The sequence below is a fragment of the Dyadobacter psychrophilus genome (assembly GCF_900167945.1).
Taxonomy (GTDB): Bacteria; Bacteroidota; Bacteroidia; order Cytophagales; family Spirosomataceae; genus Dyadobacter; species Dyadobacter psychrophilus.
Genome location: NZ_FUZA01000003.1, coordinates 433,386 through 458,786, shown reverse-complemented (window position 1 = coordinate 458,786; position 25,401 = coordinate 433,386). Strand labels below are relative to the sequence as shown.

Genomic DNA, 25,401 nt, shown 5'->3' with positions numbered 1-25,401 from the left:
GTTTTTTATTCACTCATTAACGAAACACCGCATTACTAAACAGAATCTTGCCATTATAGAGCATGGATCGGAAAACCGGATCGTCCAGCAGGTAGACGACGTGGCCGCGGCCCATGTCCTGCACGCCCATTACCAATGTGTTTTTGAGCTTACCCGTCATTTTGTTGCCCACAAAACCTGCTTTATAGCCTGTTTCTGTCAGGTAACCAACATTCCAGCCATCTTTCAGATAATCCATTTCATACGCGTCGCGAACAAGCGTGAAATATTCTTTTCCGCAGCCAAATGAAAGTGGGTGAGTCGTGTCCATTGTGACCTGGAACATGCTTCCCGGCGAAGTGTCGCCCGCATCTTCGCGCTCCTGATCGCCATATTTTTTGAATGTATCAGAATCCTTCTTTTTGTCGGTGAATTTTTTGGTTAAATTAAACCCTTGTTTACCCACAAAAGCATCCGTAGCCCGTTCCATAGCAATTAATTTCCCGCCATTACGAATCCAGTTTTGCAGTGCTTCCAAATGTTTGTCATTAATAATGTCCGAATATTTACCATCAGGAAGGATCAGGACGTCGATTTCATTCCATGGCAATGTTGAAAGTCGTGATCCGTTCACGAGCGTCACCGGATAGCCAATTTGCTGTTCGAAATAATGCCATATGGCACCAATAGCGGTCGGACTAATGCCATCTCCGGTCACTGCAACCACTTTCGGGGCTTTAAGGGACACAATGTAATCGCTGCCGAAGTCGGCGCCGTTGCTCACATAGCCTGTCTGCACCGGTGTCAGTTTTACAAAATGTTTGGTAGCGATGGAAGTGACCAGTTTGTCGAAGGCCAGATTTTCATTTCCTTTCTTGGGAATGATCAGTGTTCCTGCTTCATAGGTTGCTTTATTAATGTCAAACGGAACATTTGAGCTTTTAACCAAAATTCCGTTTTTCAACAAATCTGCCAGAAATGCAGCGTGCTCAACCTCAGACCATTGTGCCAGATAAGCATAAGGTGAAGTAGCCGGAATCGGGTTCTCAATCTTCTCTGCCTGATAAGTTGCCGGCACGAGTTTTTCTTTCAATCCGTAAGCCTTCAAACCATATAAGTAAGCAAGTCCCCAGCTTGTAACATCGTAAGTTACAGAGTCTTCCAGCACAGGTTTTGGCTCAAAAAGAATCCTTAACAAGTTTGATTTTGGCTGATATGCGCTAATGAGCAAGTCATTGTTCTCAATTTTGAAAGATTGTTCATTCAACGTTGTCAGTTCCGTTCCTTTTGTCGAGGCCGTTTTGCCTGCTATGCCGTAAACAAAGCCCTGGCGGGTCATCCATTCACCAAATGAGCGAATCCGTTCTTCATTTCCTTTAGCCTTTACAATGTATGTTTTGAAAGAGCCGGCAGGCGCATTAACCGCGTCCTCATGAAATTTAATCATCTCAGAAACAATTCGTTCCTTCTGGGAAAGCACCGCTTCCAATGTGGCCAAACTCGTTGCATAATGATGTGAAATGCGGCTTGCAAGCGTCAATGTATCATGTTCATCTTTGCGTTCAATGCCCAACCCGGCCCTTCCGCCTCCGCCTTGTTCATAAGTAACACCGATAGCGCCATTCACCGTCGGCCAGGTGTCACCGTAACTTGGATAGAAAAGGTCGTAATTATATCTGGTAAAATAAGCCCAGTTGTTTTTGTCAAAATATTTGCGGCAGTATTCGCCGATCAGATCATTAAACTGTCGCTGCCAGGCAGTTACATCTTTGTGGAATGGCCGAGCGGCAGGAGGGAAATAGTAACTTCTGGTGTGGCCCATTTCATGGAAATCGGCATGGAAATGCGGCATCCATTGGTTGTAAAGCACAATGCGCTCCTTCGTTTCCTTCTGTGTTTGCCACGCCCAGTCGCGGTTCAGGTCAAACAAATAATGGTTAAATCGTCCGCCAGGCCACGGCTCGTCATGTTCCAAACCAAACGGGGTCACATCCGGCGTCGCATTTTGCACGCGGTTATACCATTGGGAATAGCGGTCATAACCGTCCGGATTGATGCACGGATCGATCATCACGACCATATTTTTAAGAAAATCCTGGGTCAGCGCATTCTGCTTGTTTAGCAACTCATAAATTACTTTCATGCTTGTATTCGCCGACACAGACTCATTTCCATGCACATTGTAACTCATCCAAACGATCGGCGGGGTTGCAGCATCGGGTTTTCCGTCCAGCAGTTTAATGCTTTTCAGATGATTGGTTCGGATCTTTTCCAGATTCGCGATGTTCTCTGCCGATGAAATAAACGCCACCATAAGGGGCCTACCTTCATTGCTGCTGCCATATTGGACCAGTTTCACGCGATCCGTATTTTGCGATTGCAATAACTTAATGTAATCTACGATTTGATGGTGAAATGCGAATTTGGAGCCAAGCGGAAAACCCAGGAATTCATCCGGCGTTTTATTTTGCGCCACTGCGAATTGGGAAAAAAGCAACAACAGTGACCAGCAGAAACGTTTTAACATATGTTGAAGGAAGTGAAATTGAAAACGAGCAAGTCCAAAATTAGAAAGTTACCTCAATTTAACGGCATGGGATATTGAATAAAAAAAGTTTTGGTTTGAATGTTCTGGAAATCAGGAGAGTGTAAAATAACTTCGTTTTATTTCAACTGTAAGTTTGGAATTTAAAATCGCACCGTGCATCTTTGCACCACGATTTCGGAAAACGGAAACGAAAAGTGAAAGAAAGTGCTTAAAAAACGCGCGAAGTAGGAGACCAGTCGGCCCATTCGTCTAGCGGTTAGGACACGACCCTTTCACGGTTGAAACAGGGGTTCGATTCCCCTATGGGTCACATAACCGCGCGTTAGCGCTTTCAGAAACTACAAAAACCGCCTTATTTTAGGGCGGTTTTTTTGTTGCTATCTTGCGTGCTGATTTCAGTTATACAATTACACACGCCAATGCCATTCCTAACCAACGCCATCACAACCAACATCGGCAACACCACCGAGTATCCATTTAACATTCCAGTCCTTGCCAACGGCCTGGATATGGAATTCAATTCCAACGTAACTTTTTTTGTAGGAGAAAACGGATCAGGAAAATCAACAATCCTCGAAGCAATTGCAATCAAATGTGGTTTTAATCCAGCCGGCGGAAACCAAAATCACACTTACGATTTCTACGAAACGGAATCAAATCTTGCCAACTTTTTAAGACTTTCATGGCGACCCAAACGGATCACCAACGGATTCTTCATGCGCGCCGAAAGTTTTTTCAATTTCGCCACTTATGTTGACTCGAATGATCTTTCGGACGCATATGGCGGCAAGTCACTGCATGCACAATCGCATGGCGAAGCGTTTTTATCACTTTTTCTAAATAGATTCAATCGCGGCATTTACTTGCTGGACGAGCCTGAAGCGGCGCTTTCTCCGCAACGCCAACTTGCATTCATGTCAATCATTAATAGTTTGGAGAATGCCGGAAACGCTCAATTTATTATCGCAACACACTCGCCAATTCTCTTAACCTATCCCGGCGCAGTCATTTTCGACTTTGACAAATCGCCTGTACGACAAATAAAATACACAGAAACAAACCATTATCAACTGACCAAAAGCCTGTTGGACGATCCCGAGCTATATTTTAGAAATTTATTTGATTGATTCCTGTAATATCCTCCAAGGCCAGAGTTACACGCTCATGCCGATGTGGATGGGATTTGGGAGTTGGAGGTTGAGGAGTAATCTAACTCACCTCATCTGGATCAAGCAAATCAACCAGCAGATCAGGATTCCGTACACACAAGTGAATGTGATCATGCTCGCGGAAGGCGCTGCCGGGATAAACTGGAAATCCTTCCTGAAATGGGGCTCGGATTGTGTCGTACAAAGTGTCGGGTTCATTTTTTTCGACCAGTGCCATTGCATGATCAATAACAACCTTGTCCAAATATCTCAAAACTTTGTCGTCCGGGTTTCCTTTTGCCTTGGGATGGGGCTTGTTGGCAAGCATTGATAAATGCGAAGTTGACAAATCTTCGCAAAGATCGTTGTAGGAAATTTTGAGAATTTCTTTGGCAAACGAGTTAGAAATATCGAAACAATGTCCAAGCTGAATTCTCGCTCCTACTACTGCGGCACTATTTCCATGCATTTCTATCGCCCAGCTCTGAGCTCGCAAAAAATCATTTTCCCAAAAATATACTCCGGGCCCTAACCAGCCATACTGATTAGCACTTTTATTAAATTTTGCAAAGCCGCTCAGAATTCTGTCTTTGACCACTACACTGCAGCCATGAAAGCCGTAGACTATAACGTCACAGTAATGAAATGGATTCATTGATAGTGTCCGTGTAAATATAGATTAGGCGGAAACTTTTGTTTTCTTGCCAGCGTCGGGAAGTCCGCCGCGGTAGTGTTCTGCGACCTCCCCATTCTCATCCAGATAGCCAATTTCTTTTAAGTGGTTGATAGATGCCTGGCGGGGATCGGGAGAATTGTCTATTTCTTCCCGCCTTGCCTTCACATACGCCCTGACTTTGTCAACCAGTTCCTGTGTCATCGTTACAAGTGTTTGTGTAGAATGATACAATTTCGAAAATCTCAATTCACATTCCAAACTCTACTTTTCCTGCGGTCGTTCTGGTTAATCCTCCGGCTCCAACGCCCGATCCTTCCACCATTCCGTAAAAACATTCTCCCCCTTCAAATTAACCTTCTGGCCTATCATAGGCGTTACGAGCGGCATGTTTTGTTTTTTGGCTTCGGTAGTCGCTCTTTGGATGGGTTCGTTCCAGTCGTGGAGGGCGAGTGAGAATTTGGACCAGTGTACGGGCATTAGTTTGGTGGCTTTAAGCTCGTGGGCAGCGGTTACAGTTTCTTCCGGCATCATGTGAATGTATTTCCAGGCTTCGTTGTATTGTCCGCATTCGAGGAGGGCGAGGTCGAAGGGACCGAATTTTTCGCCTATTTTTTTGAAATGTTGGTCATAGCCTGAATCGCCGCCGATAAAGATTTTCATGGTTGGGGTTTGTAGTGCAAAAGAGACCCACATGGCTTTATTCCTGCTTAATGCTCTTCCGGAAAAGTGCCTGCCCGGCGTAACATTCACTTTAAATCCATTGCCCAGATCGGCTTCCTGATACCAGTCTTTTTCAATGATAATTTTCGGATCGTAGCCCCAGTATTCCAAATGCTCGCCGGTTCCAAGGCCTGTTACAACCTTTTTCACCTTTGATTTTAATTTCAAAATCGTCTGGTAATCCAAATGATCCCAATGGTCGTGTGAAATGAGAAGAAAATCAATGGCTGGAAAATCGTCAACGGTGTAAACGTCAGTGCCTTTGAAACTCGGTGTCGTGAAATGAATTGGCGATGCGCTGCCACTAAAAACCGGGTCGACGAGGAAGGTTTTGCCGTCAATTTGCATAAAGTAGGATGAATGTCCGAACCAGACGAGCACATTTTCTGTCGGATCCAAATGTAGCAAATCGGTCTTTTGAGAGGGAATAGGGGCTCCCGGAATGTTGTATTTGCTTTTGCCAAAAAAGAATTTGATCAACACTTTTGAATAACTGGACCCTTCCGCTAAATCAGGCGTAAAGCTTTCATTCTGAAACTTTTCGTCTCTGTAATTGGGTGAATTTTTGATTAACTCCAAACGTGCGCCTGACGGCTGTCTGCCAAACTGCGGCTGCTGTATAAAAATGTAGCCCGCCATGACGAGCAAGGCCAGCAAAATGAATAATATCATAAAGGATTTTTTAAGAACTCGGATCATCGACGGGGGATATGCAAATAAACGGGAAGGTAAAAAGTTTTATGTTTGACAAACACTTTCTTCTGTATTTTTGGTCAATATAATTTTATCGTTAACAGCCAGCCATGAATAAACGTTTGCTATTGCTCTTTTTGCTGCTTTCGTCCTGCATTTGTAAAGCCCAGAACACGGCAACGCCTGACACCAACTGGATCAGGGAAAATTACATTAAAACCGAGCAATACATTACCATGCGCGATGGTGTGAAGCTTTTTACGGCCATTTATTCCCCTAAGGATTCATCTCAAACTTATCCGATTCTCATGCAGCGGACGCCTTATTCGGTGCGGCCGTATGGAGTGAATAAATATCGACGCAGCCTTGGCCCAAATGTCTATCTGATGCGTGAAAAGTACATTTTCGTTTACCAGGACGCGCGTGGACGTTACAAAAGTGAAGGGAATTTCAGGGAAATGACGCCGGCGATTGAGAAAAAATTGGGTAATAAAGATGTCGACGAGTCGAGCGACACTTATGATACGATTGAATGGCTTTTGAAAAACACGAAAAACAATGGTAATGTAGGTCAATCGGGCATTTCGTTTCCGGGATTTTATTCTTCCGCCGCGTTACCCGATGCGCACCCCGCATTGAAAGCCGTTTCGCCGCAAGCGCCTATGTCTGATGAATTTATCGGTGACGATTGCTATCACAACGGAGCTTTCTTTTTGATGGACAACTTCGGTTTTTACAGCGGTTTTGATGGTCCAAAAAGTGCAGATGGGGAAAATTACAAGCCTTTTTTTAATGCCAGTTATACAGATGCCTATAAATATTTCCTGGACTTCGGGCCTTTGAAAAAAGCAAATACGGATGCTTATTTTTCTGATCCCAACAGCATTTGGAGGCAAACTGTGGCGCATCCGGTTTATGACGAATTTTGGGAAAGCAGGAACATTAAGAAGCATTTGAAAAACATAAAACCTGCTGTGCTGGTCGTTGGAGGCTGGTTTGATGCGGAGGATTTATATGGTGCTTTGAAAACGTATGCGGCCATTGAAAAGCAAACGCCCGGAAATAATAATCGCCTCGTTATGGGCCCATGGACGCATGGCGGCTGGGCGGCGGCGCAGTGGAAGTCGTTTGCCCAATATCATTTTGGTGGCGATTTGAACAAATATTTTCAGGAAGAGATCGAAACGAAGTTTTTCAATTTTTACCTAAAAGGAAAAGGCAGCTTTGACCAGCCTGAGGTAACGGTTTATGAAACAGGTTCTAATCGATGGAAAAATTACGATGTTTGGCCACCTAAAAACAGCCAGCCAACGCCGTATTATTTCAATCTAAATGGGTTATTGTCAATAACCAAACCTGCTTCGAAGTCTGGTAAAACCGATTATGAAAGCGACCCTGCCAACCCGGTTCCTTACACGAGTGTTGCGGGCAGCCACAGAAATAACGCTTATATGGCCGAGGACCAAAGATTTGCTTCTGAAAGGCCCGATGTGCTTAGCTTTCAAACAGATTCTTTGTTGGCAGACGTAACATTAACCGGTGAAATTATTGCTGATCTTATGGTTTCAACCACCGGTTCTGATGCAGATTTCATAGTAAAAGTGATTGATGTTTGGCCTGCTAACACATCGGTTCCTGGCGCAAAAGAAGGCGATAAGGCGGTGGATATGAGCGGTTATCAGCAAATGGTGCGGGCAGAAGTGCTTCGTGGCAAATTCCGCAAAAGCTTTTCAAAACCTGAGCCTTTTACGAAAGACAAAGTGGAAAAAGTAACAGTTAAGCTCAACGAAACCGCGCACACATTCAAAAAAGGACACCGCATTATGGTGCAGATCCAAAGTAGCTGGTTTCCGCTGGTTGACAGAAATCCACAGAAATTCATGAACATTTTTGAAGCGAGTGAGTCGGATTTTCAAAAATCGAAAGTTACGATCCACCACAATGCGCAATATAGCAGCAGCATAACATTGCCCGTCCTGAAATAAGGTCGGTTTTAATTCCTAAACACCTGAAAATCATGAAACTTTTCACCGGGAAACTTCCCGCTTATCTGCTCGCGGGCTTACTTTTCTGCGCTTGTAACGTCACATTGGCCCAAACACAAAAGCCGCAATTCAGAGTCCTGGCGATGGCTGAGCCGGGTGGGCACCACATTGAATATTCAAAAAGAGCGAAGCTTTGGCTGGACTCACTGGCTGGCAGTGAGAATTTTGCCATTGATTATATTGATAAAACCGATCCGATCAATGAGGCTTATCTGGCTAATTATCAGCTGATTATTCAGCTGGATTATGTTCCCTATGCCTGGAAACCAGAAGCGTCTGCGGCTTTTGAAAAATACATTAATGAAGGAAAAGGTGGCTGGATCGGGTTTCATCATGCAACATTACTGGGGGAATTTGATGGTTATAAAATCTGGCCTTGGTTTTCGGACTTTATGGGAGGGATTCGATACAAAAATTATATCGGCGATTTTGCGGCGGGAACTGTGAATGTTGAGAGGGAAGATCATCCCGTTATGAAGGGCGTTCCTGCGTCTTTTTTGGTCAAAAAAGAAGAATGGTACATTTATGATAAAAGCCCGCGACCGAATGTGGATGTGGTTGCAAGCGTTGATGAATCCACTTATTCACCCGATTCCAAAGTCAAAATGGGCGATCATCCCGTAATTTGGTCTAATCCGAAGATGAAGGCGAAGAATATTTACATTTTCATGGGACATTCGCCGGTTCTGTTTGAAAGTGATGTGTATAGAACTGTTTTCAAAAACGCCATTTTCTGGGCTGTAAAGAAATAATCCCAAGCATATGAATAACCATTTATTAGCACTTATTCTGGTTGTTTTGGTTCAGCATGTCGCCTTTTCACAAAAGAAGAAATCGGCTCAAAAATTTCAGGAAAGCAAATCATTTTATCAGCAACGGCTTCAAGATGAAGATGCTACATACTTCACACCTGAAAAATTCAAGATCACCAACGATGGTAAAAGTGACGTTTCGGACGAGCTGCAACGGGCGATCGATGTAGTAAAAACGAAATTCAATTTTGGCATCATTTTTATCCCCGAAGGCACTTATAAGATCAGCAAAACCATTTACATTCCAACAGCGGTTCGCGTGATTGGTTATGGCAAAAAGCGCCCTGTATTTGTATTGGCAGACAATTCACCTGGCTTTCAAGAGGAATATCCACAGGACAAAGGGCATGCGAAATACATGTTCTGGTTTACTTCCTCCATTCCGAAACCCGGTCAGCCGATTCCGGATGCGGGAGCCAGCACATTTTATAGCGCTTTGTCTAATGTTGACATAAAGATCGGTGAGGGAAATCCGTTTGCGGTGGCTTTAAGGACACATTTTGCGCAGCACAGCTTTGTCTCACACGTGGATATCCATACAGGGAATGGTAAAGCGGGCATGTTTGATGTGGGCAATGAAATGGAAGATGTGCGCTTTTTCGGTGGAGAGTATGGCATTTACACGTTCAAACCTTCACCCGGCTGGCAGTTTATGATGGTCGATACGTATTTTGAAGGCCAGCGTAAGGCCGCTATCAAGTCGCAGGAATCGGGTTTAACGATGGTCCGGATGACAGTGAAGAATGTTCCGACGGTGTTTGACATGAACCGCGATTTCTATGAAAAATTGTTTATCGAGGACAGCCAATTTGAAAATGTTAGCGGGCCGGCTTTTATTGTCAGCAATGAAAACAATGCGTATACGCAGATCAGTGTCAGGAATTTGAACTGCAAGAATGTCCCGCTTCTGGCCAGTTTTCGCGAAAGTGGGAAACAAATAAAAGGGGAGGGCACTTTGTACAAAGTAAAAAATTTGAATCACGGGCTGCAAATGGCGAATCTTACTGCTAAGCCTGTGCAAGAAACCAATCTGGAAATGGCGCCGCTCAAAACATTTCCTGAAACAATCAAAAAGGACATTCCGGACTTTCCGGTCATTGCGTTATGGATGAACCTGAAAGCGCTTGGAGCGAAAGGCGATGGCATTACGGACGATACGAAGGCCATTCAGGACGCGATTGATAAAAACGATATTTTATATGTGCCGCAGGGCCATTATCGGGTTACTGAAACCATCAGGATGAAACCTAAAACCGTCTTGATAGGCTTGAATCCGATCGCTACGCAATTCATCATTCAGGACAACACGGAGGCCTTTGGCAGTTTTGGTCCGCCCAAACCTATTATTGAATCGTCAGAAGGCGGCGCGAACATTATGACCGGGATTGGCGTTTCAACCGGCGCCAGCAATACGAGAGCAGTTGGGGTGAAATGGATGGCTGGTGCGGATTCTTATTTGAATGATGTGAAATTTATCGGTGGGCATGGAACGATTAACACAAAGAAACCGCAGTCTGCGCCTCAGCAGAATGCCCACCAGGATGAGTCGCTTTGGGACACGCAATATTGGAGTCTTTGGATTACTAATGGCGGGGGAGGGACTTTTAAAAACATCTGGTCTGCAAACACTTACGCGACTTCGGGCACTTATGTTTCCAACACTGCAACGCCTGGAAAAATTTACGCAATGTCCATTGAACATCACATGCGCAATGAAGTTCGGTTCAATAAGGTGTCCAACTGGAAAGTCTACGCATTGCAGTTAGAAGAAGAAAGTAAGGAAAGTTCTGAATGCCAGCCATTTGAATTGCAGGATTGCGCGGATATGACTTTTGCAAATCTTTATATGTTCCGCGTAATCCGGGTGAAAACACCTTATCCATATTCAATTAGATCCTGGAACAATAAGAATATAGAATTCCTGAATGTGCATAATTATAGCCAGACTAAATTTCCTTCAACCGTCCCTCTATTTGATGTGAAATCTAATTTCGAGGTGCGCCCTTGGGAGTTTAACAGGTTGGTTATTAAGGGAGACTCTCAGGCAAATGTTGTTAAATCTGAAATTGGCAAAGTGGTGGAACTGGCCAAAGGGTTTGAGTTTGCAGATGGAATTTGCCGGGATAGCAAAGGGAATGTTTATTTCAGCGAATCGCGGGCGCGAAGAATTTACAAATGGTCTGTTGAAACGCAGGCATTGAGCCTTATCGCTGATTTTCCCTGGGAGCCGCTTTCATTAGGCTGTGATACGAAGGATAATTTATTGGTGGTTTTCAAATATGTGCCGAAAGCAGGTTATCTTATTAATGGTCATCCCGAAACGTTCCCAAATCCGCCCGACGCTGCCGGAACTTCTTTCAGCGGCTGGGGTAATAATGGTTTTGGGACATTGGTGTATGCTATGAATCCCGAAAAGCCCGAAGAAACGATGCAGTTGCTCAAAAAACGGCCGTTGGAAAGTGTTAGCAGCATTTATAAAACGCTTAATCCGTCCAATAGAAGGCGGGATTCCGGTGATTTTAATAAGGTTAGTACGAATAAATTTCAGGAATGTTGGCTGGCACCGGATGAGGTTACTGTTATTCCTGTCGTGTACGATCTCGCGCGCAGCAATGCGTTGCTGGAAGGTTTTCCTGGAAAAGTTCTGTACGGTGCAGATGAATATTTAAAAAGGACCGTGCGGTTTAATGTCGGTAAGGAAGGTCATTTATCAGAGCCTCAGCTCTTTGCGGAAAAGGGGGAATTCAGTTCGGCAGTTGATAACGAAGGGAATGTCTACATTGCGGATGGGCAAATTTATATTTATGACAAAACCGGTAAGCCTATTGGTGACATTATTGTTCCTGAACGCCCCACAACGATTGTCTTCGGAGGAACGGATAATCAAACGCTTTTTATAACCGGGAGAACTGCTTTATATAGTGTAAAAATCAAATAGGGGCGCTATTTCAGCCCCTTTCTCTTTTTATATTCTTGAAAACGCTCATTATATTGCTTTAAATCAGCTTCCTTGAATGTTTTGAGGTAACGTTCTGGCAGTTCCAGTCTTTCCTTCATTTGCAGCGTGCCCTCCAATTCGACCAATGTATTTTTGCCATTAATGTCTTTATTCAGCTCAAACGAATCGTACAAATCGCCATTAACGGTGAAAGCTTTGAATGCGAGCTTTGCAGGATCGACGGTGATAACCTGATACAACTGCGTGTTTGAGCCCGCGCGATCCATCCAGTCTTGCAAGCCGATATCATACATTTTCGGGCCACTCACTGAAACCACATAAATGGGGCCATCCGGTGATTTTCTACTTTCACCAGTGGGCATATTAAGGCCGCGCCCGTAAGAATGGTCATGTCCTTGCAGCACAATGTCCACATTGTATTTTTTGTAAAGCGGCTCCATTGTCCTGCGCCACCGATCGTTGCTGCGGCCCTGCTTTGTGGAATAAACCGGATGATGATGTACGACGATCGTCCAGCGGTTTGGGTTATCTTTTATCGCATCTTCAAACCATTCAGCCTGTCGTTTCATTGCCCGAATGCTGTTATCGGCTTCCTCGGAGTTAAGAAAAATGAATCTGTTGTTTTGGTAATCAATGTAATAAGCTGTTTCAGTTAGCCCTTCCGGGCCATTTTCGGGTAATGCGAATTGCGGCCGCCAATGCATGGAAACCTTCAAATCGTTGTCGGTGTCTTTGAAATATTCATGATTTCCGGGTGTCGACAGGTTCGGAATCATACCGTTGATCCAGCCGCCTGCTTCAAACCATTCACCCCATTCGTAGTCGTTATTGGAACGGTTGATGAGATCTCCCGCGTGTATCATGAAATTGGCTTTTGGCAATGTTGAGTAAGCACTGCGAATGGCGCGTGACCAGAGCGAACGGACATCATTTTGCGCATCACCAAAATATAGGAAGGAAACCGGCTCATTTTTGTCGGAAGCAGTTGTAAAGTGAAACCATTCACTCCAACTTTCCCCATCGCCAACCCGGTAAACATACTGCGTTGACGGTTTAAGGTCTGTGAAGTTCACTTCATGGTAATGCACCTGCCTGCCATCCAGTTTAACCGGTTGGGTCAATGCATTCACGATCTTAGCATTAGGAACAAAATCCGGCGACGGATCAGCTTCATGGATAGCTGCGACTCCTTTGGTAACCGTAGAGTCCGTCCGCCAGTTAACGGCCTGCGAAGTCGCCGGAGCGCCTTTGTAGCCGAGTACAATGCGGTCTGGGAAAGCTGATGGTGGATAAAGTTTATTTTTCTGCGCAAAAAGAGCGGAATTGCTAGTTACGAACAGTGATAATATAAGTCCTGAAAATAAGCTCTGAAAAGCGGCACGCATGTGAAATGTGAGTAGTTGAGACCTTTAAGATACTGGAATGCGCATCAATCGGACTATAATTTGTTGATGATCTTTTTCTCTTGGCGTCGTACCTTTGCAACAACAAATATCATGTCACCTTGCAGCAGAAAACGCTTTTCATCACACCGCCATTTACTCAGCTTAATACGCCTTACCCTGCTACGGCTTATTTGAAAGGGTTTTTGAATACGCTTGGAAGGGAATCTTACCAAGCTGACCTGGGTATTGATGTGATTTTGGAATTGTTTTCTTCGAAGGGGTTACGGACGCTTTTTGCGCAACTCGATGACTCGGATATTGAACTTTCAGAAAACAGTTTCCGGATTTATTCGCTTAAAGACGATTACATCTCGACCATTGATCCGGTTATCCGATTTCTCAAAAACCTCAATCCAACATTAGCCCACAGCATTTGTGACCGGAGTTACCTGCCGGAGGCCAGCCGCTTTCAGCAATTGGAAGATATGGACTGGGCTTTTGGAACAATGGGGATTCATGATAAGGCGCGGCATTTTGCAACATTATATCTCGAAGATCTCGGCGATTTGATCCAGGAAGCAGTGGACCCGCATTTTGGTTTTAGCCGTTATGCCGAGCGGTTAGGAAGGTCGGCTACGAGTTTTGATGAAATGGAAGCTGCTTTGGAAGCTCCTGACACGCTTTTATCTAAAACATTGACAGATGTTTTGGAGCAAAAAATAGAAAAATACCAACCTGATATCGTCTGCATTTCCGTCCCTTTTCCGGGGAATCTTTATGGAGGCTTCAAGTGCGGGCAGTATTTGAAAAAGCATTATCCCAACATTAAAATTGTCATGGGCGGCGGTTTCCCGAATACGGAATTACGCACGCTAAAAGAGCCAAGGGTCTTTAATTATATCGATTTTATTTGTCTGGATGACGGAGAAGCGCCGTTGCTTTCGCTTTTGAAATATCTGGATGGAGAAAGAGAAATTACGCAGCTCAAACGTGTTTATTGCCGGGTTAATGATGAAGTAATTTATCACAACGGTGCAAAGGAAAAGGATGTGCCGCAGCGCGATACGGGCACGCCGGATTACAGCGATTTGCCGTTGCATGATTACTTGTCGGTTATTGAAATTGTCAATCCCATGCATCGCTTGTGGAGCGATGGCCGGTGGAATAAACTGACATTGGCGCACGGTTGCTACTGGGGCAAATGCTCGTTTTGCGATATTTCTCTGGATTATATTAGACGATATGAGCCAATGACGGCTGCTTTGCTTTGTGATCGCATAGAAGAAATAATTGCACAAACGCAGCAAAACGGGTTCCATTTTGTAGACGAAGCAGCGCCGCCAGCATTGCTTAGGGATCTCGCACTTGAAATCATCAGACGAAAACTCACGGTTGTCTGGTGGACCAACATTCGTTTTGAAAAGAACTTCACGCACGATCTTTGCCTGTTGTTAAAAGCTTCCGGCTGCATCGCCATTTCGGGCGGACTGGAAGTGGCTTCTGACCGGCTTTTGGAGCGTATGAAAAAGGGTGTGACCGTTGCGCAGGTCGCGCGCGTTGCGGATGCTTTCACGCAGGCGGGCATTATGGTGCATGCGTATCTGATGTATGGTTTTCCTACGCAAACGGCGCAGGAAACGATTGACTCGCTGGAAATGGTGCGGCAGTTGTTTCAGGCCGGGATCGTGCAATCCGGATTTTGGCATCGGTTTGCCATGACTGCGCATAGTCCTGTTGGCTTGCATCCTGAGGAATTTGATGTAATGCGGATTGGGCCTCATATGGGCGATTTTGCAAATAATGATCTGGAACATCAGGACCCGACGGGCGCTAATCATGATCTTTTTGCGGAGGGTTTACGGAAGTCGCTATTTAATTATATGCACGGTGTTTGCCTCGATTTTCCGCATTCAAGATGGTTCGATTTCAAAGTGCCGCCGACTTCGATTCCGCCGAATTATATTGAAAAAAGCATTAGCGAATTGCCGGACCTGGCGAATAGGCAGAATGCAATTGTGACCTGGCTGGGCAGTTTGCCGGAAATGTCTGTTTTTGAAGAGAAGAAGGGCAAAAAGGTTTACGAAATCGCGGAATTGGTTTTCTATAATAAGAAAAAAGAGTGGGCTGTTGAGACCGAAGTCGCAGTAGGTGAGTGGCTCGTAGAAGTTATGCCTAAGCTGCTGTCTTCCAATGCAGAAGCCTATCCCTTGGAGAAATTAAGAAATGATTTCGAAGCCGCCGGATTGGGCAGCTTCGAAACTTTTATGACTTCCATGACCTGGACGCAGCTTCGTACAGGCGGAATGCTGGTTTTATAATTACATTTTCAGCACCGAAAAATTTTCGAGATTATCATCAAATGTGGTGAATGTTGCGGGATAACCGATGGCAATGCTGCCGATTTGTTTTTCCAGTCCCAATGCTTTTGCGGGCCTGATTGTTGCCATTTCAATCGCCTCTTGCAAGGGAATGCCGACTATATTTACCGCGTTACGGACTGCATCCGGTAGTGAAATCGTTGCTCCCGCCAGATTCCCATCGGAATTTGTATAACGACCGTCTTTTAAATATGCATCAAATTCACCCCATTTGAATTCCGTTACTTTTTCTCCTAAAAACAATGCGTCCGAAATCAGGAACAGCTTGTCTTTTTTGATTTTATAAGCCACGCTGGCAGCTCCGAAATCACAGTGAACACCGTCAATAATCAATGGCGCGTAAACAGACTCATTGTCAAATGTGGCGCCAACCAAACCAGGTGCACGATGTCCGAATGCTGACATGGCATTGTATAAATGCGTTACCAGCTGGATTCCCTGCGCAAAGGCGGCCGTCGCTTCCTCGTATGTTGCGTTGGAATGGCCTGCGGAAACGGTTATGCCTGATTCCAGCAGCATTTGGATCTGCTCAGTTGTAAACATTTCCGGCGCAATGGTAATGAGCTTGATTATGTCCTTTCCGTAACGAATGATTTCTTCCAGATCGGCGTCTGTTGGTTTGCGAACATATGCTGTTAAATGTGCGCCTCTTTTAATGGGATTGAGAAAAGGCCCCTCCAAATGCATTCCTAAAACGCCGGATTGCGGGTTGTTGGCGATATAATTACGGGTCGCTTCAATTCCTTTCAAAATATTTTCTTGCGGCGACGTTATAAGCGTCGGAAGTACATAGGCAGTGCCGGTTTTAAGGCTTGCCTGATAAATGTCGTCAATGGTTTCTTCGTCGGCGCGCTCAGTGAAATAAAACTGCTCGCCGCCGTTGATATGACTGTCAAAAAGGCCTGGCGCAAGATTGGTTAAGCGTGTGACGGCTGGGTCTGGCTCTGCATATTCCATCCCGGCAATTCGTCCTTCTATGACCTGGATTAACTGATTTCTTAAAATTTCCTGACCGGTGAAAACGGTTTCGGCAAACAATTGACGTGACATATTGGAAAAGGTAGGTTTTGAGCCGTCAAGAAACAAAAAATGCCCAGGCGTTCAAAATGCTACTTGATAATAATGTCAAATTTGGTCAACAAACCGGCCAGATCGGAGGATAGGAATTTGGCCTTGCGAATATTGTTGCTGGTTGGATCAATGGTGAAATTCTTGCTGTTGGAAAAATCGACGCCTGCCAGATTGGTGTTGTCAAAAACAGCATCCCAGAAGTCACAATTGTAAAATCTGGATTTGGATAAATCAGCTTGTGTGAAGTCGGCACCGTGAATTTTGCAGTTACTGAATGCCGATTTGTTTAATTTTTTCCGCTCAAAAATGGCATAATCAAGAATGCAGCTTTCAAATTTTGCCGCGAATGCGAAATCCTTGCTTTCTGAAAAATTGACGCCGAGCAACTTGCAGTTAATGAACTCAATGTCGGAAATTTTGCAATTCTTGACATGCGCATTGCTCAGGTTGCAATCCTGAAAAACGCAATCTATGAAGTCAATACCAGAAAGATCGGAAAAGGTGCAATTGAGAAATTTAAACTGTTCATAAGCCGTTTCCGACAATTCTTCAATGCTGAAATCTTTATTCTCAATAACTTCTAAATCGCTGCTTCTCAAAGCTTCCGGGATTGAATTAATGATTAAATGTATTTCTGAATGATGGATTTCAGCTGGTCAGCCTGAACCACGCCCGATTGTCTCCACATCGGTTTTCCGTGTTTGAAGACGATCAATGTGGGCACGCCCTGGATTTTATAAGCATTAGCGGCCGATTTGTTTTTATCAACATCCACTTTTATAATGGTTGCTGAATCGCCAAGCTCTGATTTTACTTTTTCTAAAATCGGCTTCATCATTTTGCACGGCCCGCACCATTCGGCCGAAAAATCGACGAGTACAGGTTTATTTCCTTGGATAAGCTCTGAAAATGTGGCCATGATTTTTAATTTGTTGTTTTAGAATAACCATTCAAATGCGTGAAAGGTTTACCCGATTTCATCAAATTTCATTCCAACATTTTCTTCAAAACCTTTCCAGCCCTTTTCTCAATAAACTCGTAAGTGAAATGTGAATAGAGAATAGTAAGTGAAATGGAGGTGACGAGTGAAATTGCGATCATGCCTTCGTTGACAGGCGATTTCAATGCACGAAAGAGAATCACATTAACCAAAATCAGGACAATAGCGTGGTTCAGATAAATGGAGTAGGATATTTTACCCAAATATTGAAAAGCTTCACTTTTAAGCATTTGCGTAACAATGCCCCTGGAACTTGCAAAAATGATAATGCCAATCGCGAATATGAACGGGAAAACAAGTTTCCACAAATTAAGGCCCCAATGATGAACTACATACATGGCAGCAATAAGGAACAGCAGGAATGGAATCTCATATGCCGAGAGGCTGAATGCACGCTTGTTCAGCACCAGGTTTGTAAAAATACCTAACGAAAAGCATAGCAAGCCACGAACAAACCCGTAATCGTAAGCCAGCAAATATTCACCTCTTGAAATGATAAAGAGCCCTGATAACAAGGCGATCACTGCAAAAGATGCATATTTTATTTTGGGCAACAATAAAATTACCAGTCCGAAAACAGCATAGGAAACCATTTCAGACGATATGGACCAGGCGGGATAATTATTACTAACCCAGGAACCAAAAACGGGCGTGGAACCCATGAAAGTGAGTGTGTCAAAGGCCGTGTAGGCGTAATAGCGCAGGCCAAGCTCGCCAACATTCTTCATCGGGCTGCTTTCTCCGATTAAACTCGCGATAATGAAGATAACTTCTGTATAAAAAAGAAGCGGGAATAAGCGGATAAAGCGTTTTTTGAGAAATATGCCAAAATCGTGTGGCGTATTGATCCTGCCTAAGTAATTCCTTGCGATAACGAAACCACTCAATACAAAGAAGAAATCAACGAAAAGGCTGGAATTGATTACAAAAAAATTGTTATAAAAAACCGATTCCTTGAACGCATTGTGATGGTGGGCGATTACCAGAATGGAAAAAATGCCTCTTAATCCATCTAATTGTTCAACGCGGTCTCTCATGAGCAGGGTTTCTCGCAGGCTTCGTTCTTGGAAATTTGCCTCACGACTTGTTGTAAAAGAGGTTAACTGGTAACCGTTGTAAGTTGAGTTTTAACCTGCCTTCTGGAAATGTTATCGAGATATTTGATTCCCAAAAAGCGGATCATAACCAGATAAGGAAACCAGAATGCAATGTCGTATGGTCTTCCGCCGGTGAATAGCAGCACCATCAAAGACAAAAAGAAATAAGCCAGGAATGTGGTCAGCGGGTTTGTATACCGCTTGATTTCACGCATGGCATATATAAACAGGAAAAAGTTGAATCCTGCGAAAAACACAAATCCGAATATGCCGTGGCTCACCCAGGATTCCAGTAGTGGGACGTCGAGATAATCGGATTTGTAGCCTCTGCCGAGGAAAACATCCCAAGAAAAAAGGGTTTCTGTAAATTCGCCAAAACCGCCTACGCGCCCCATTGCAGAGGCATCCGTGTCAGCTGTATCCGTAATCCTTACCCCGGTTGAAGTAAAAATTACGTCCATAATCCTGTTTTCGAAAATATCCCAATAACCAAGCAGCATATCCAGAACGTTGCCATAGCGGATTAAGAAATATCGGATCCCGATCAGAATGAGCACAATGAATGCCATATTCCGCAGTTTAAAGGCGCTGCCGATGGCACTGAATATATTGGAAACTTTGAAATGCAGGATAAAATAAGCCGCTGCCATAAGCCCCACAGCCAGGTAACTGGATTTGGCGAGGGAAATAACTACAACCCCGAGGCTGAAAAGGACGGAAAAGAAAAGAAATAATTTGGTAAAAATCCCCGGCGTCCTATTTAGCATAACTAATGCCGTGAGCATGCAAATAATCCCGTTTCGGGCCGTAATGTGCGGATTACCACCGGGTTGTGCTCCTTCATTTGCAAAACTTACCGCAGCGCGCATCCCGGGCGTCCAGTTCGGATCTTTGAGGATAGAGTAGACCAGGGTAACATTGGTGAATAATGACATTAAAAACAGCATCATGACCAGCGTTTCCTTCACATCATTTGGGACATGCAGCAACAATATCAAAAAGCCGAAAATGAACACGTAATTACCAATGTCGGCAACAGCTTTGCCCTGCTTATTGATAAAAAAGAAATAGTATAATGTGAGCAGCAGGAAGCCAAGGCCGAGGTTCAGCAGGATCACATTCGGCTTATAAAGTCTCTTGAAAAGGTGCATAGGCACCATCATAGCCAGGGCGAGGCCAAAAAACATCGCCGTAAAGACGCTACTTGCCGGGCCGATTCCCAAAGTATCCCGAATGAAAAATATCAGCGGAAAACCGTTGAACATCATGGCGATGCCGACGGAATATCTGAGATTGTTAAAGTTGGTGGCTATATTAAGCAGACTCCAATTCATCTGGAAAATCGGAAACGGATATATTGTAAATCTAATCGCATAGCGAAGTAGAGAATTTTACGAACTCGGCACCAAAGATACCTTATTTTGTTGGAAGCTGCTGAGCCGTTCGTTGAAATGTACAATTTTTGGATCTTGGCATGTTCCTCTTTTCCAACGGATGCAATCGTGGATGACTTGGCATCGGGATGCACTCGCAACGCGCCACCAAGGCCTTCTACTTTTCTGACTTTGGTCGATTTCTGGTAGGTGTAGCGCGTTATAAATTCATAATCAAAAGCAAACCGGTACGATTCATCGAATTTTCCATATTTCTCAACCAGCGCCCGTTTGAAAAAAAGCGATTGATTATGAATTTGCATTCCCTCCAAAATCTGGCAATCAAAGCTGTAAGATGTTGTTTTCAGGATTTCGGTAACATTATCGTCCGGAGAAATCATGTACAGGTCACCATAAATGATGTCATCTTCCTGGTTTAATGCTGCTTTTCCAAAACGATTAAAAGTACCAGGAAAATATACATCGTCGGAATTTTGAAAACCAATGTAGTCTCCCGTAGCCCTTTCCAGTGCCTTATTGATGGCATGCACCTGGCCCCGATCTTTTTCAGAGACCCACCAGGATAGATATTTTTCGTACTTTTTGATCACTTCAACACTGTAATCCGTCGAGCCGCCGTCTACGATGATGTATTCCAGGTTGGGATAATTTTGATTCAAAACGCTCAAAATGGTCCGTTCCAGAAAATCTGCCTGATTATAGGAAGGCGTTATAATGGTCAATTTAGGATAATCCTGTTGAGCAGCGGTGTTCTGAGAGCCGTTTACTTTTAGTTCAGATATAAAACTCCGCAAGTCCTGCGTATTTTTTTCTAGGAAGTGCATATAGTCCTGATTTCCGCTGTTGTGATTTTAAAACTGGTCAATAAATGCAGTGATTGATTTCAATTTGGCTGCAATGTTATTCCTTAGGATCCTGTTTTCCCTGATTTTGGCTTGTTTTCCGTAACCCGGAACAGGATCAGCGGGGAGCAATTTTTTGTATTTGTCCAGCGTTTTTTTGTAGCTGTTGAATAGTGCGTGGAATGCATTATTTGCAGGCATAAGGGCAATGTGATTGGACCACACAGGGTCAAAAAAATCCAGTCCAGCAAAGTCAAGTGATATCAGTGGCTTGCCTTCGATATGGTAATCTCCGTTCCTCATTTGAAGATCGTTATTGAGGATGGAATGAAGTCCGTAATGCCAGCCTGGATGCGAAATTTGCGTGGTTTCAGGAATCCAGACCAATGTATAATTGAGCCATAACTGATCCATATTCTTCCCGTTGCAAAGGTCAAACTCTGCACGATCAACCGTCCTTTCGGCCCACCAATTCAGCATTTTCAACGTGTTATCACCCCGTTTCAACATCCAGCTGCCTGAATGGAACATGCCGATGTTCAAAATCCGTTTATCGTCAAGAATTTTGGAAGGAGCGAGCGGCTTTTTTATGTTCGGTGTTAAATGAATGTATGAAGAAGCATTAATTACGTCTTCAAAAGGTTTTACCAAAAGCACGGACGGTGCCAGAAAAATAAGATTTTCGCAATCAATATGCTGACGCAGCAGCGCTAACGCAAACCAGGGGCGGCAGGCCGCCAGTAGCTCAAAATTGTAATATTGAGCCTCCATACTTTTCCAGGCCGGAATTGCTGCCTGCTCAATAGTCAATATTTTTATATGCGACGGAACGTGTAAAGGCGTATTATCGACCCAGCAAAGGTAAAATGTATGGTTCGGCTGGTGAAGCAAAACCGAATCCGCCAAGGCGAGCGCATGGCCGAGATTGATTCTGTTACAAACCGTATAAATAATGTTCATGTGCAATTAATCCGCTTCCGGCAATGATTTGAAATAAGACAGATGATGAATATTTTCCTTCGAAATGCCGGTTAATGCAAAGGGTAACGTCTTGTTTAAGTTAATATTTGCTGCATCCATAGCAAAATGGTTGCGAACAACGTTTGTGGGTTTCCGCAAATGCGGCCAGAACCGGTTCGCTTCAATTTCCCAAAAAACGGAATCCGCATGCAGGAAATCCGCGCTGTGCCGATATTGATAAACCTCTTTTTGCTTCGCTTTTATCGTATTGATCATGCGTTCGATGCGGCAAAGATAAATCCCATTATTGGCATATGCTTGCCCGAACAGCCGTTTTTCGTCGTCTTTCAGTCCCGAGATCCTCGAAATGATACCGCCAAGCCTTTTAATGTTGTCATCTTCGGTGGGGCCAGCTTTGAGATAATCATAACCTTGTTTGCACCAATAATAGAGTTCATCGCGTGTGACCCAGCTATTTAATTCATGAATTAATAAGAAATCACACCAGCTAAAACGGTCGTAAAAATCTTCCATTAACAACAATCCGGCCAGGGCTGCACGGGATTGAAAGTATTTTTTTGGAAAATAAATGACATCAATATCTTCATTGTGCTCCTTCACAATCGAAAGGTCTGCACCTTCATAAGCAATGAAAATGACAGGATACTTTTCCAGCGTGTTGAGGCAATGATGCAGGAGTCGCTCTTCTGTCGGGTTGATTTGCGGGTCCAGAATGGGCACAATTACGGATACAAGCTCTTTCATCAGGTTGTTTCCAGCTGATCAATAATGTAGTTCAAAGGTGTTTTCAGCAGCTTTCGCACGCGCTGATAACGACGAACAGGGGTTGGTTTGATGTAAGCGCAGTGAAATTTCCGGTAATATGCATTGCCGTTGTTTATGAGGCTGTTGCGGTAAAGATCGAACAAGGCGGTCAAATCGGGACGTTCCGAAAGTTCGAAACGATCCTGGTATTTAGACAAAACGCCAGGCTTTTGCGGATCATAGCCGCTATAATGAAAGAAGATCAGAGGATTTGTCCCATTCACGAAATGTGTGCCTTCGGATTCAGAAAATACTCTTTCGTGCAAATTCCAGTAAGCTGCATTATAGCCCGGGTTTCGTTCCAAATGTGTATTTGATACAAACACAGGCAGGAAGTTCATCCAGTTTTGATCTACAAAAAGACCATTACAAAGATCGATCAGGCACTCGTATCTTAATTTTTCTTCCCACCAGTTAATGAATTCTGTCACCTCGGAAGACCGGCTGAAAGCCACAAAACCAAGATTATACACGCCCGTATTCAAATGGTGCAGTTCGTTCGGTTTAAGCTGATCTTCAATGGGTGTATTAATGTGCGGTGTTAATACAGCTTTATGGGTTGATAATGAAGAGAGTAATCCCGTTAAAGGTTGGAATACGATAATGTCGGGATCAAAATAGATAACGTGATCAGCTTCGGGGTAATGTTTGAAAAAATAGGTAAAGTAGAAAGGCTTTACCGCTGTATTAAGCTCGGTAATGTTGTATCTGTCAGCCATTTCCTGGAAATCACGAATCTCGATCTTGTCGATCTCGATCATCGGAAAATCACTAGCATATCCTTTTTCAAAAACCACACCTTGTAATGAATCAACCAGACCGATAAAGAAAAGGACGTCTGGGTTGGTGGATTTAAGTGAATCGCCTAATGTCCTGGCCTGAGCTAAATAATTTATAGAGCAAATTGTGAATGCAATTGTCATTGATTTTGCTTTTCCGAAACCTGTAAAGGTAAATACTTTTGGATGATGGCTTCGACACTTGCGACACTTTTGTCTGTATTGTGCCTTTCCAACACTTTCTTTCTACCATTACGGCCCAACATTTCTCGAAGAGAAGGATCAAGGACCAACTGTATAATCGCCTCAGAAGCAGCAGAAATGTCCATATAAGGGACCACAAAACCTGCATCTGACTCGATCAGTTCGGGTGCTCCGCCGGCATCTTCAAAACATACCACCGGAATTTCCTGCAGGGCCGCTTCCAAAACGACAAGCGGGTATGGATCTTCGCGTGAGCTCAACAAAAGCACATCAAATCTATTGATATAATCCAACGCGTGCGGTGTCGGTGGAACGAGTATGATCTTGTCGCTCAGTCCCATAAGCCGGATGTCGCTTTCGATCAGCTCATAAATTTCATGCTGCGGCCCTGCGCCAATCCAAACGAAATAAACCGGCAAAGGGCTTGTTTTATGGATCACACGCTTCGCAATCCAGTTGAAAATGTCGTTTCCTTTGCGCCATTCTGCATTTCCGCAACCTCCTATCACAATGGCATCTTGCGGGACATGGTATGTTTTTTCCAGAATGTCACGCTGCACCGATTTTACCTTCTGATCAATGTGTTCGTGATCAATGAGTGTGAAAGTGCTGACCTGACTTTCAGGATAATCGAATTTCTTGATATAATAATTGGCAACTGCATTGGAAACCGCGATCAGATGACCGGTTTTCTTCAACATGAAGTTTAACTGCTTTTCGTGCGTATAAACCTTCACAGACATGCCCAGCTCATGAACGAAAAGCACAAGTGGTAAATGATGCAGGAATTTTAGAAAGTCGTAATAAACACCCGCATTGGCGATTGAATTGATGAAAACAAGTCCAATGTTCTGGTGTGCAAGCTCGGTAGCGATCCGTTCATTGATCTTTTGCGCCGAATGCTGCTGATAGTATTTATATAAAGGGACTTTTTTGAGGAGTTTTCCGGTAAGTGGAGTGGAAGTGACTTTGATATTTTGATACAAACGGGTTACACCAACAACTTCTTCAAAATCTTTTTCCAGCTCTCCGCCGCTGCAAAGCAACAAATGCATAGGAACGCCCCGCTCTTTCAATAGTCTGAGCAATTGCAGCAACAGCAACTGGCTTCCTGCGCGATTGGCGTCATGACTCACAAATAAGATTTTCTTCTGCTCCATTACCCAGTAAATTACTGTCTCAAAATTCGGTTAACCCGATTTACGTCCTTCACCCGGATATAGACTCAATAAGCCTCAAAACTTTTCTTGCCAGGCACTTTCTTGGCAGGATTTCCAATGTAGATTCCCCATTCCTCAGTTTCTTTGGTAATAGCAGAAGCCATTCCTACCAAAGTTCCCTGCGCGATCGTAGTATAATCGCGTATTGTGCTGTTGACGCCAAAAAATGAATAAGATTCGACAACGCAATGGCCTGAAAGCACGACGTGGGAAGTAAAGAATACGTGATCTTTGATCTGGCCGTGGTGACCGATGTGATTTCCGCTCCACATGACAACATTATTTCCAACAGTTGTAAAAGGCTGAATGGTGTTGTCTTCCAGGATAAAACAGTTATCGCCGATTACGCTTCGATCGAAAATGGTCGCGTGCGAACTGATATATGAGATGAATTGGTAACCTTTGGATTTTGCCTCATTATAAATGGCTTCTCTGTTCCGATTCATATTTCTGCCGGTCATAGGGGCAAAAAAAGCATATTCAGAAGGAGGAAAAAGGGTGGTAACATCTTCAAACGCGACAACAGGCAATCCTTTAAAAGATTCATCCTGAATATATTGGCGATTGATAGTGAAAGCGACTATTTCGTGTTCTGAATCGTTTGTCAGATAATAGTGTGCCAGTTCCGCTGTGTCGAGTACTCCAAAAACAATAACCTTAGCCATT

General features: G+C 44.0%; 21 protein-coding genes and 1 tRNA gene. 6 read left to right on the top strand and 16 right to left on the bottom strand.

Translation table 11 applies throughout. The features are described 5' to 3' along the window. Window positions 1-16: 16 nt before the first annotated feature. Window positions 17-2,506 carry a M14 family zinc carboxypeptidase gene (locus B5X68_RS15725; protein ID WP_082215687.1) on the bottom strand — a complete coding sequence of 830 codons (2,490 nt, stop codon included), beginning with the start codon at window positions 2,504-2,506 and terminating at the stop codon, window positions 17-19. Between the two features lie 259 nt (window positions 2,507-2,765). Between B5X68_RS15725 and B5X68_RS15720 the strand changes: the two genes are divergently transcribed. Together B5X68_RS15720 and B5X68_RS15715 are read left to right on the top strand one after the other, a co-directional pair. Then, window positions 2,766-2,837 (top strand) — tRNA-Glu (locus B5X68_RS15720). Window positions 2,838-2,946: 109 nt separating this feature from the next. Then, window positions 2,947-3,654 carry an AAA family ATPase gene (locus tag B5X68_RS15715; RefSeq protein WP_082215686.1) on the top strand — a complete coding sequence of 236 codons (708 nt, stop codon included), beginning with the start codon at window positions 2,947-2,949 and terminating at the stop codon, window positions 3,652-3,654. Window positions 3,655-3,736: 82 nt separating this feature from the next. Here the strand turns inward: B5X68_RS15715 and B5X68_RS15710 are convergent, their stop codons facing one another. The 3 genes from B5X68_RS15710 to B5X68_RS15700 form a co-directional block, all read right to left on the bottom strand. Beyond that, entirely contained in the window at window positions 3,737-4,330 is a 594-nt protein-coding gene (locus B5X68_RS15710) for a hypothetical protein (RefSeq protein WP_082215685.1), read from the bottom strand. Window positions 4,331-4,354: 24 nt separating this feature from the next. Next, window positions 4,355-4,552, bottom strand: coding sequence for a hypothetical protein (locus tag B5X68_RS15705; RefSeq protein WP_082215684.1), 198 nt, complete (start codon window positions 4,550-4,552; stop codon window positions 4,355-4,357). A gap of 84 nt (window positions 4,553-4,636) precedes the next feature. Next, window positions 4,637-5,743, bottom strand: a complete 1,107-nt coding sequence (locus B5X68_RS15700) for an MBL fold metallo-hydrolase (RefSeq protein WP_082215774.1) — start codon at window positions 5,741-5,743, stop codon at window positions 4,637-4,639. 131 nt (window positions 5,744-5,874) lie between these two features. On the opposite strand from B5X68_RS15700, the gene B5X68_RS15695 reads away from it, so the two are divergent. The 3 genes from B5X68_RS15695 to B5X68_RS15685 are packed head-to-tail and all read left to right on the top strand — an operon-like array spanning window position 5,875 to window position 11,559. Further along, complete coding sequence (locus B5X68_RS15695) at window positions 5,875-7,749, top strand: CocE/NonD family hydrolase (RefSeq protein WP_082215683.1); 1,875 nt, start codon at window positions 5,875-5,877, stop codon at window positions 7,747-7,749. Between the two features lie 32 nt (window positions 7,750-7,781). Further along, entirely contained in the window at window positions 7,782-8,561 is a 780-nt protein-coding gene (locus B5X68_RS15690; RefSeq protein WP_082215682.1) for a ThuA domain-containing protein, read from the top strand. A gap of 10 nt (window positions 8,562-8,571) precedes the next feature. Next, window positions 8,572-11,559 (top strand): glycosyl hydrolase family 28-related protein, encoded by a 2,988-nt coding sequence (locus B5X68_RS15685; RefSeq protein WP_082215681.1) that lies wholly within the window; start codon window positions 8,572-8,574, stop codon window positions 11,557-11,559. Window positions 11,560-11,564: 5 nt separating this feature from the next. On the opposite strand, the gene B5X68_RS15680 is transcribed toward B5X68_RS15685, so the two are convergent. Further along, window positions 11,565-12,965, bottom strand: coding sequence for a purple acid phosphatase family protein (locus B5X68_RS15680; RefSeq protein WP_082215680.1), 1,401 nt, complete (start codon window positions 12,963-12,965; stop codon window positions 11,565-11,567). A gap of 119 nt (window positions 12,966-13,084) precedes the next feature. On the opposite strand from B5X68_RS15680, the gene B5X68_RS15675 reads away from it, so the two are divergent. Next, complete coding sequence (locus tag B5X68_RS15675) at window positions 13,085-15,283, top strand: B12-binding domain-containing radical SAM protein (protein ID WP_082215679.1); 2,199 nt, start codon at window positions 13,085-13,087, stop codon at window positions 15,281-15,283. On the opposite strand, the gene nagA is transcribed toward B5X68_RS15675, so the two are convergent. The 11 genes from nagA to B5X68_RS15620 form a co-directional block, all read right to left on the bottom strand. Continuing rightward, complete coding sequence (nagA, locus tag B5X68_RS15670; RefSeq protein WP_082215678.1) at window positions 15,284-16,393, bottom strand: N-acetylglucosamine-6-phosphate deacetylase; 1,110 nt, start codon at window positions 16,391-16,393, stop codon at window positions 15,284-15,286. Between the two features lie 59 nt (window positions 16,394-16,452). Further along, window positions 16,453-17,013, bottom strand: a complete 561-nt coding sequence (locus B5X68_RS15665; protein WP_082215677.1) for a pentapeptide repeat-containing protein — start codon at window positions 17,011-17,013, stop codon at window positions 16,453-16,455. Between the two features lie 23 nt (window positions 17,014-17,036). Then, window positions 17,037-17,333, bottom strand: coding sequence for a thioredoxin (gene trxA / locus B5X68_RS15660; protein WP_026628332.1), 297 nt, complete (start codon window positions 17,331-17,333; stop codon window positions 17,037-17,039). Window positions 17,334-17,401: 68 nt separating this feature from the next. After that, window positions 17,402-18,451: an acyltransferase family protein gene (locus B5X68_RS15655; RefSeq protein WP_082215676.1), complete on the bottom strand. Its 1,050-nt coding sequence runs from the start codon at window positions 18,449-18,451 to the stop codon at window positions 17,402-17,404. A gap of 62 nt (window positions 18,452-18,513) precedes the next feature. Continuing rightward, window positions 18,514-19,845, bottom strand: coding sequence for a hypothetical protein (locus B5X68_RS15650; RefSeq protein WP_082215675.1), 1,332 nt, complete (start codon window positions 19,843-19,845; stop codon window positions 18,514-18,516). Continuing rightward, window positions 19,842-20,729 carry a glycosyltransferase family 2 protein gene (locus B5X68_RS15645; protein WP_082215674.1) on the bottom strand — a complete coding sequence of 296 codons (888 nt, stop codon included), beginning with the start codon at window positions 20,727-20,729 and terminating at the stop codon, window positions 19,842-19,844. The genes B5X68_RS15650 and B5X68_RS15645 overlap by 4 nt, the downstream gene beginning before the upstream one ends. A 27-nt stretch (window positions 20,730-20,756) precedes the next feature. Next, on the bottom strand, window positions 20,757-21,707 hold the full coding sequence (locus B5X68_RS15640) for a hypothetical protein (protein WP_082215673.1): 951 nt from the start codon (window positions 21,705-21,707) through the stop codon (window positions 20,757-20,759). 6 nt (window positions 21,708-21,713) lie between these two features. Then, a complete protein-coding gene (locus B5X68_RS15635) occupies window positions 21,714-22,472 on the bottom strand; it encodes a DUF5672 family protein (protein ID WP_082215672.1) in 759 nt (252 codons plus the stop codon). Then, window positions 22,472-23,455 carry a glycosyltransferase family protein gene (locus B5X68_RS15630; RefSeq protein WP_082215671.1) on the bottom strand — a complete coding sequence of 328 codons (984 nt, stop codon included), beginning with the start codon at window positions 23,453-23,455 and terminating at the stop codon, window positions 22,472-22,474. Before B5X68_RS15630 ends, B5X68_RS15635 begins: the two co-directional genes overlap by 1 nt. Further along, window positions 23,452-24,675, bottom strand: coding sequence for a glycosyltransferase family 4 protein (locus B5X68_RS15625; protein ID WP_082215670.1), 1,224 nt, complete (start codon window positions 24,673-24,675; stop codon window positions 23,452-23,454). Before B5X68_RS15625 ends, B5X68_RS15630 begins: the two co-directional genes overlap by 4 nt. A gap of 65 nt (window positions 24,676-24,740) precedes the next feature. Further along, on the bottom strand, window positions 24,741-25,400 hold the full coding sequence (locus tag B5X68_RS15620; RefSeq protein WP_082215669.1) for an acetyltransferase: 660 nt from the start codon (window positions 25,398-25,400) through the stop codon (window positions 24,741-24,743). Window position 25,401 lies beyond the last annotated feature (1 nt).

What these genes read in the sequence shown, in the direction of transcription:
- B5X68_RS15715 (WP_082215686.1), top strand. Translation starts at nt 2,947, where the DNA reads ATGCCATTCCTAACCAACGCCATCACAACCAACATCGGCAACACCACC.
- B5X68_RS15710 (WP_082215685.1), bottom strand. Translation starts at nt 4,330, where the DNA reads ATGAATCCATTTCATTACTGTGACGTTATAGTCTACGGCTTTCATGGC.
- B5X68_RS15680 (WP_082215680.1), bottom strand. Translation starts at nt 12,965, where the DNA reads ATGCGTGCCGCTTTTCAGAGCTTATTTTCAGGACTTATATTATCACTG.
- B5X68_RS15620 (WP_082215669.1), bottom strand. Translation starts at nt 25,400, where the DNA reads ATGGCTAAGGTTATTGTTTTTGGAGTACTCGACACAGCGGAACTGGCA.
- B5X68_RS15650 (WP_082215675.1), bottom strand. Translation starts at nt 19,845, where the DNA reads ATGAATTGGAGTCTGCTTAATATAGCCACCAACTTTAACAATCTCAGA.
- B5X68_RS15705 (WP_082215684.1), bottom strand. Translation starts at nt 4,552, where the DNA reads ATGACACAGGAACTGGTTGACAAAGTCAGGGCGTATGTGAAGGCAAGG.
- B5X68_RS15640 (WP_082215673.1), bottom strand. Translation starts at nt 21,707, where the DNA reads ATGAACATTATTTATACGGTTTGTAACAGAATCAATCTCGGCCATGCG.
- trxA (WP_026628332.1), bottom strand. Translation starts at nt 17,333, where the DNA reads ATGGCCACATTTTCAGAGCTTATCCAAGGAAATAAACCTGTACTCGTC.
- B5X68_RS15635 (WP_082215672.1), bottom strand. Translation starts at nt 22,472, where the DNA reads ATGAAAGAGCTTGTATCCGTAATTGTGCCCATTCTGGACCCGCAAATC.
- B5X68_RS15630 (WP_082215671.1), bottom strand. Translation starts at nt 23,455, where the DNA reads ATGACAATTGCATTCACAATTTGCTCTATAAATTATTTAGCTCAGGCC.
- B5X68_RS15695 (WP_082215683.1), top strand. Translation starts at nt 5,875, where the DNA reads ATGAATAAACGTTTGCTATTGCTCTTTTTGCTGCTTTCGTCCTGCATT.
- B5X68_RS15655 (WP_082215676.1), bottom strand. Translation starts at nt 18,451, where the DNA reads ATGAGAGACCGCGTTGAACAATTAGATGGATTAAGAGGCATTTTTTCC.
- nagA (WP_082215678.1), bottom strand. Translation starts at nt 16,393, where the DNA reads ATGTCACGTCAATTGTTTGCCGAAACCGTTTTCACCGGTCAGGAAATT.
- B5X68_RS15725 (WP_082215687.1), bottom strand. Translation starts at nt 2,506, where the DNA reads ATGTTAAAACGTTTCTGCTGGTCACTGTTGTTGCTTTTTTCCCAATTC.
- B5X68_RS15685 (WP_082215681.1), top strand. Translation starts at nt 8,572, where the DNA reads ATGAATAACCATTTATTAGCACTTATTCTGGTTGTTTTGGTTCAGCAT.
- B5X68_RS15625 (WP_082215670.1), bottom strand. Translation starts at nt 24,675, where the DNA reads ATGGAGCAGAAGAAAATCTTATTTGTGAGTCATGACGCCAATCGCGCA.
- B5X68_RS15645 (WP_082215674.1), bottom strand. Translation starts at nt 20,729, where the DNA reads ATGCACTTCCTAGAAAAAAATACGCAGGACTTGCGGAGTTTTATATCT.
- B5X68_RS15700 (WP_082215774.1), bottom strand. Translation starts at nt 5,743, where the DNA reads ATGATATTATTCATTTTGCTGGCCTTGCTCGTCATGGCGGGCTACATT.
- B5X68_RS15690 (WP_082215682.1), top strand. Translation starts at nt 7,782, where the DNA reads ATGAAACTTTTCACCGGGAAACTTCCCGCTTATCTGCTCGCGGGCTTA.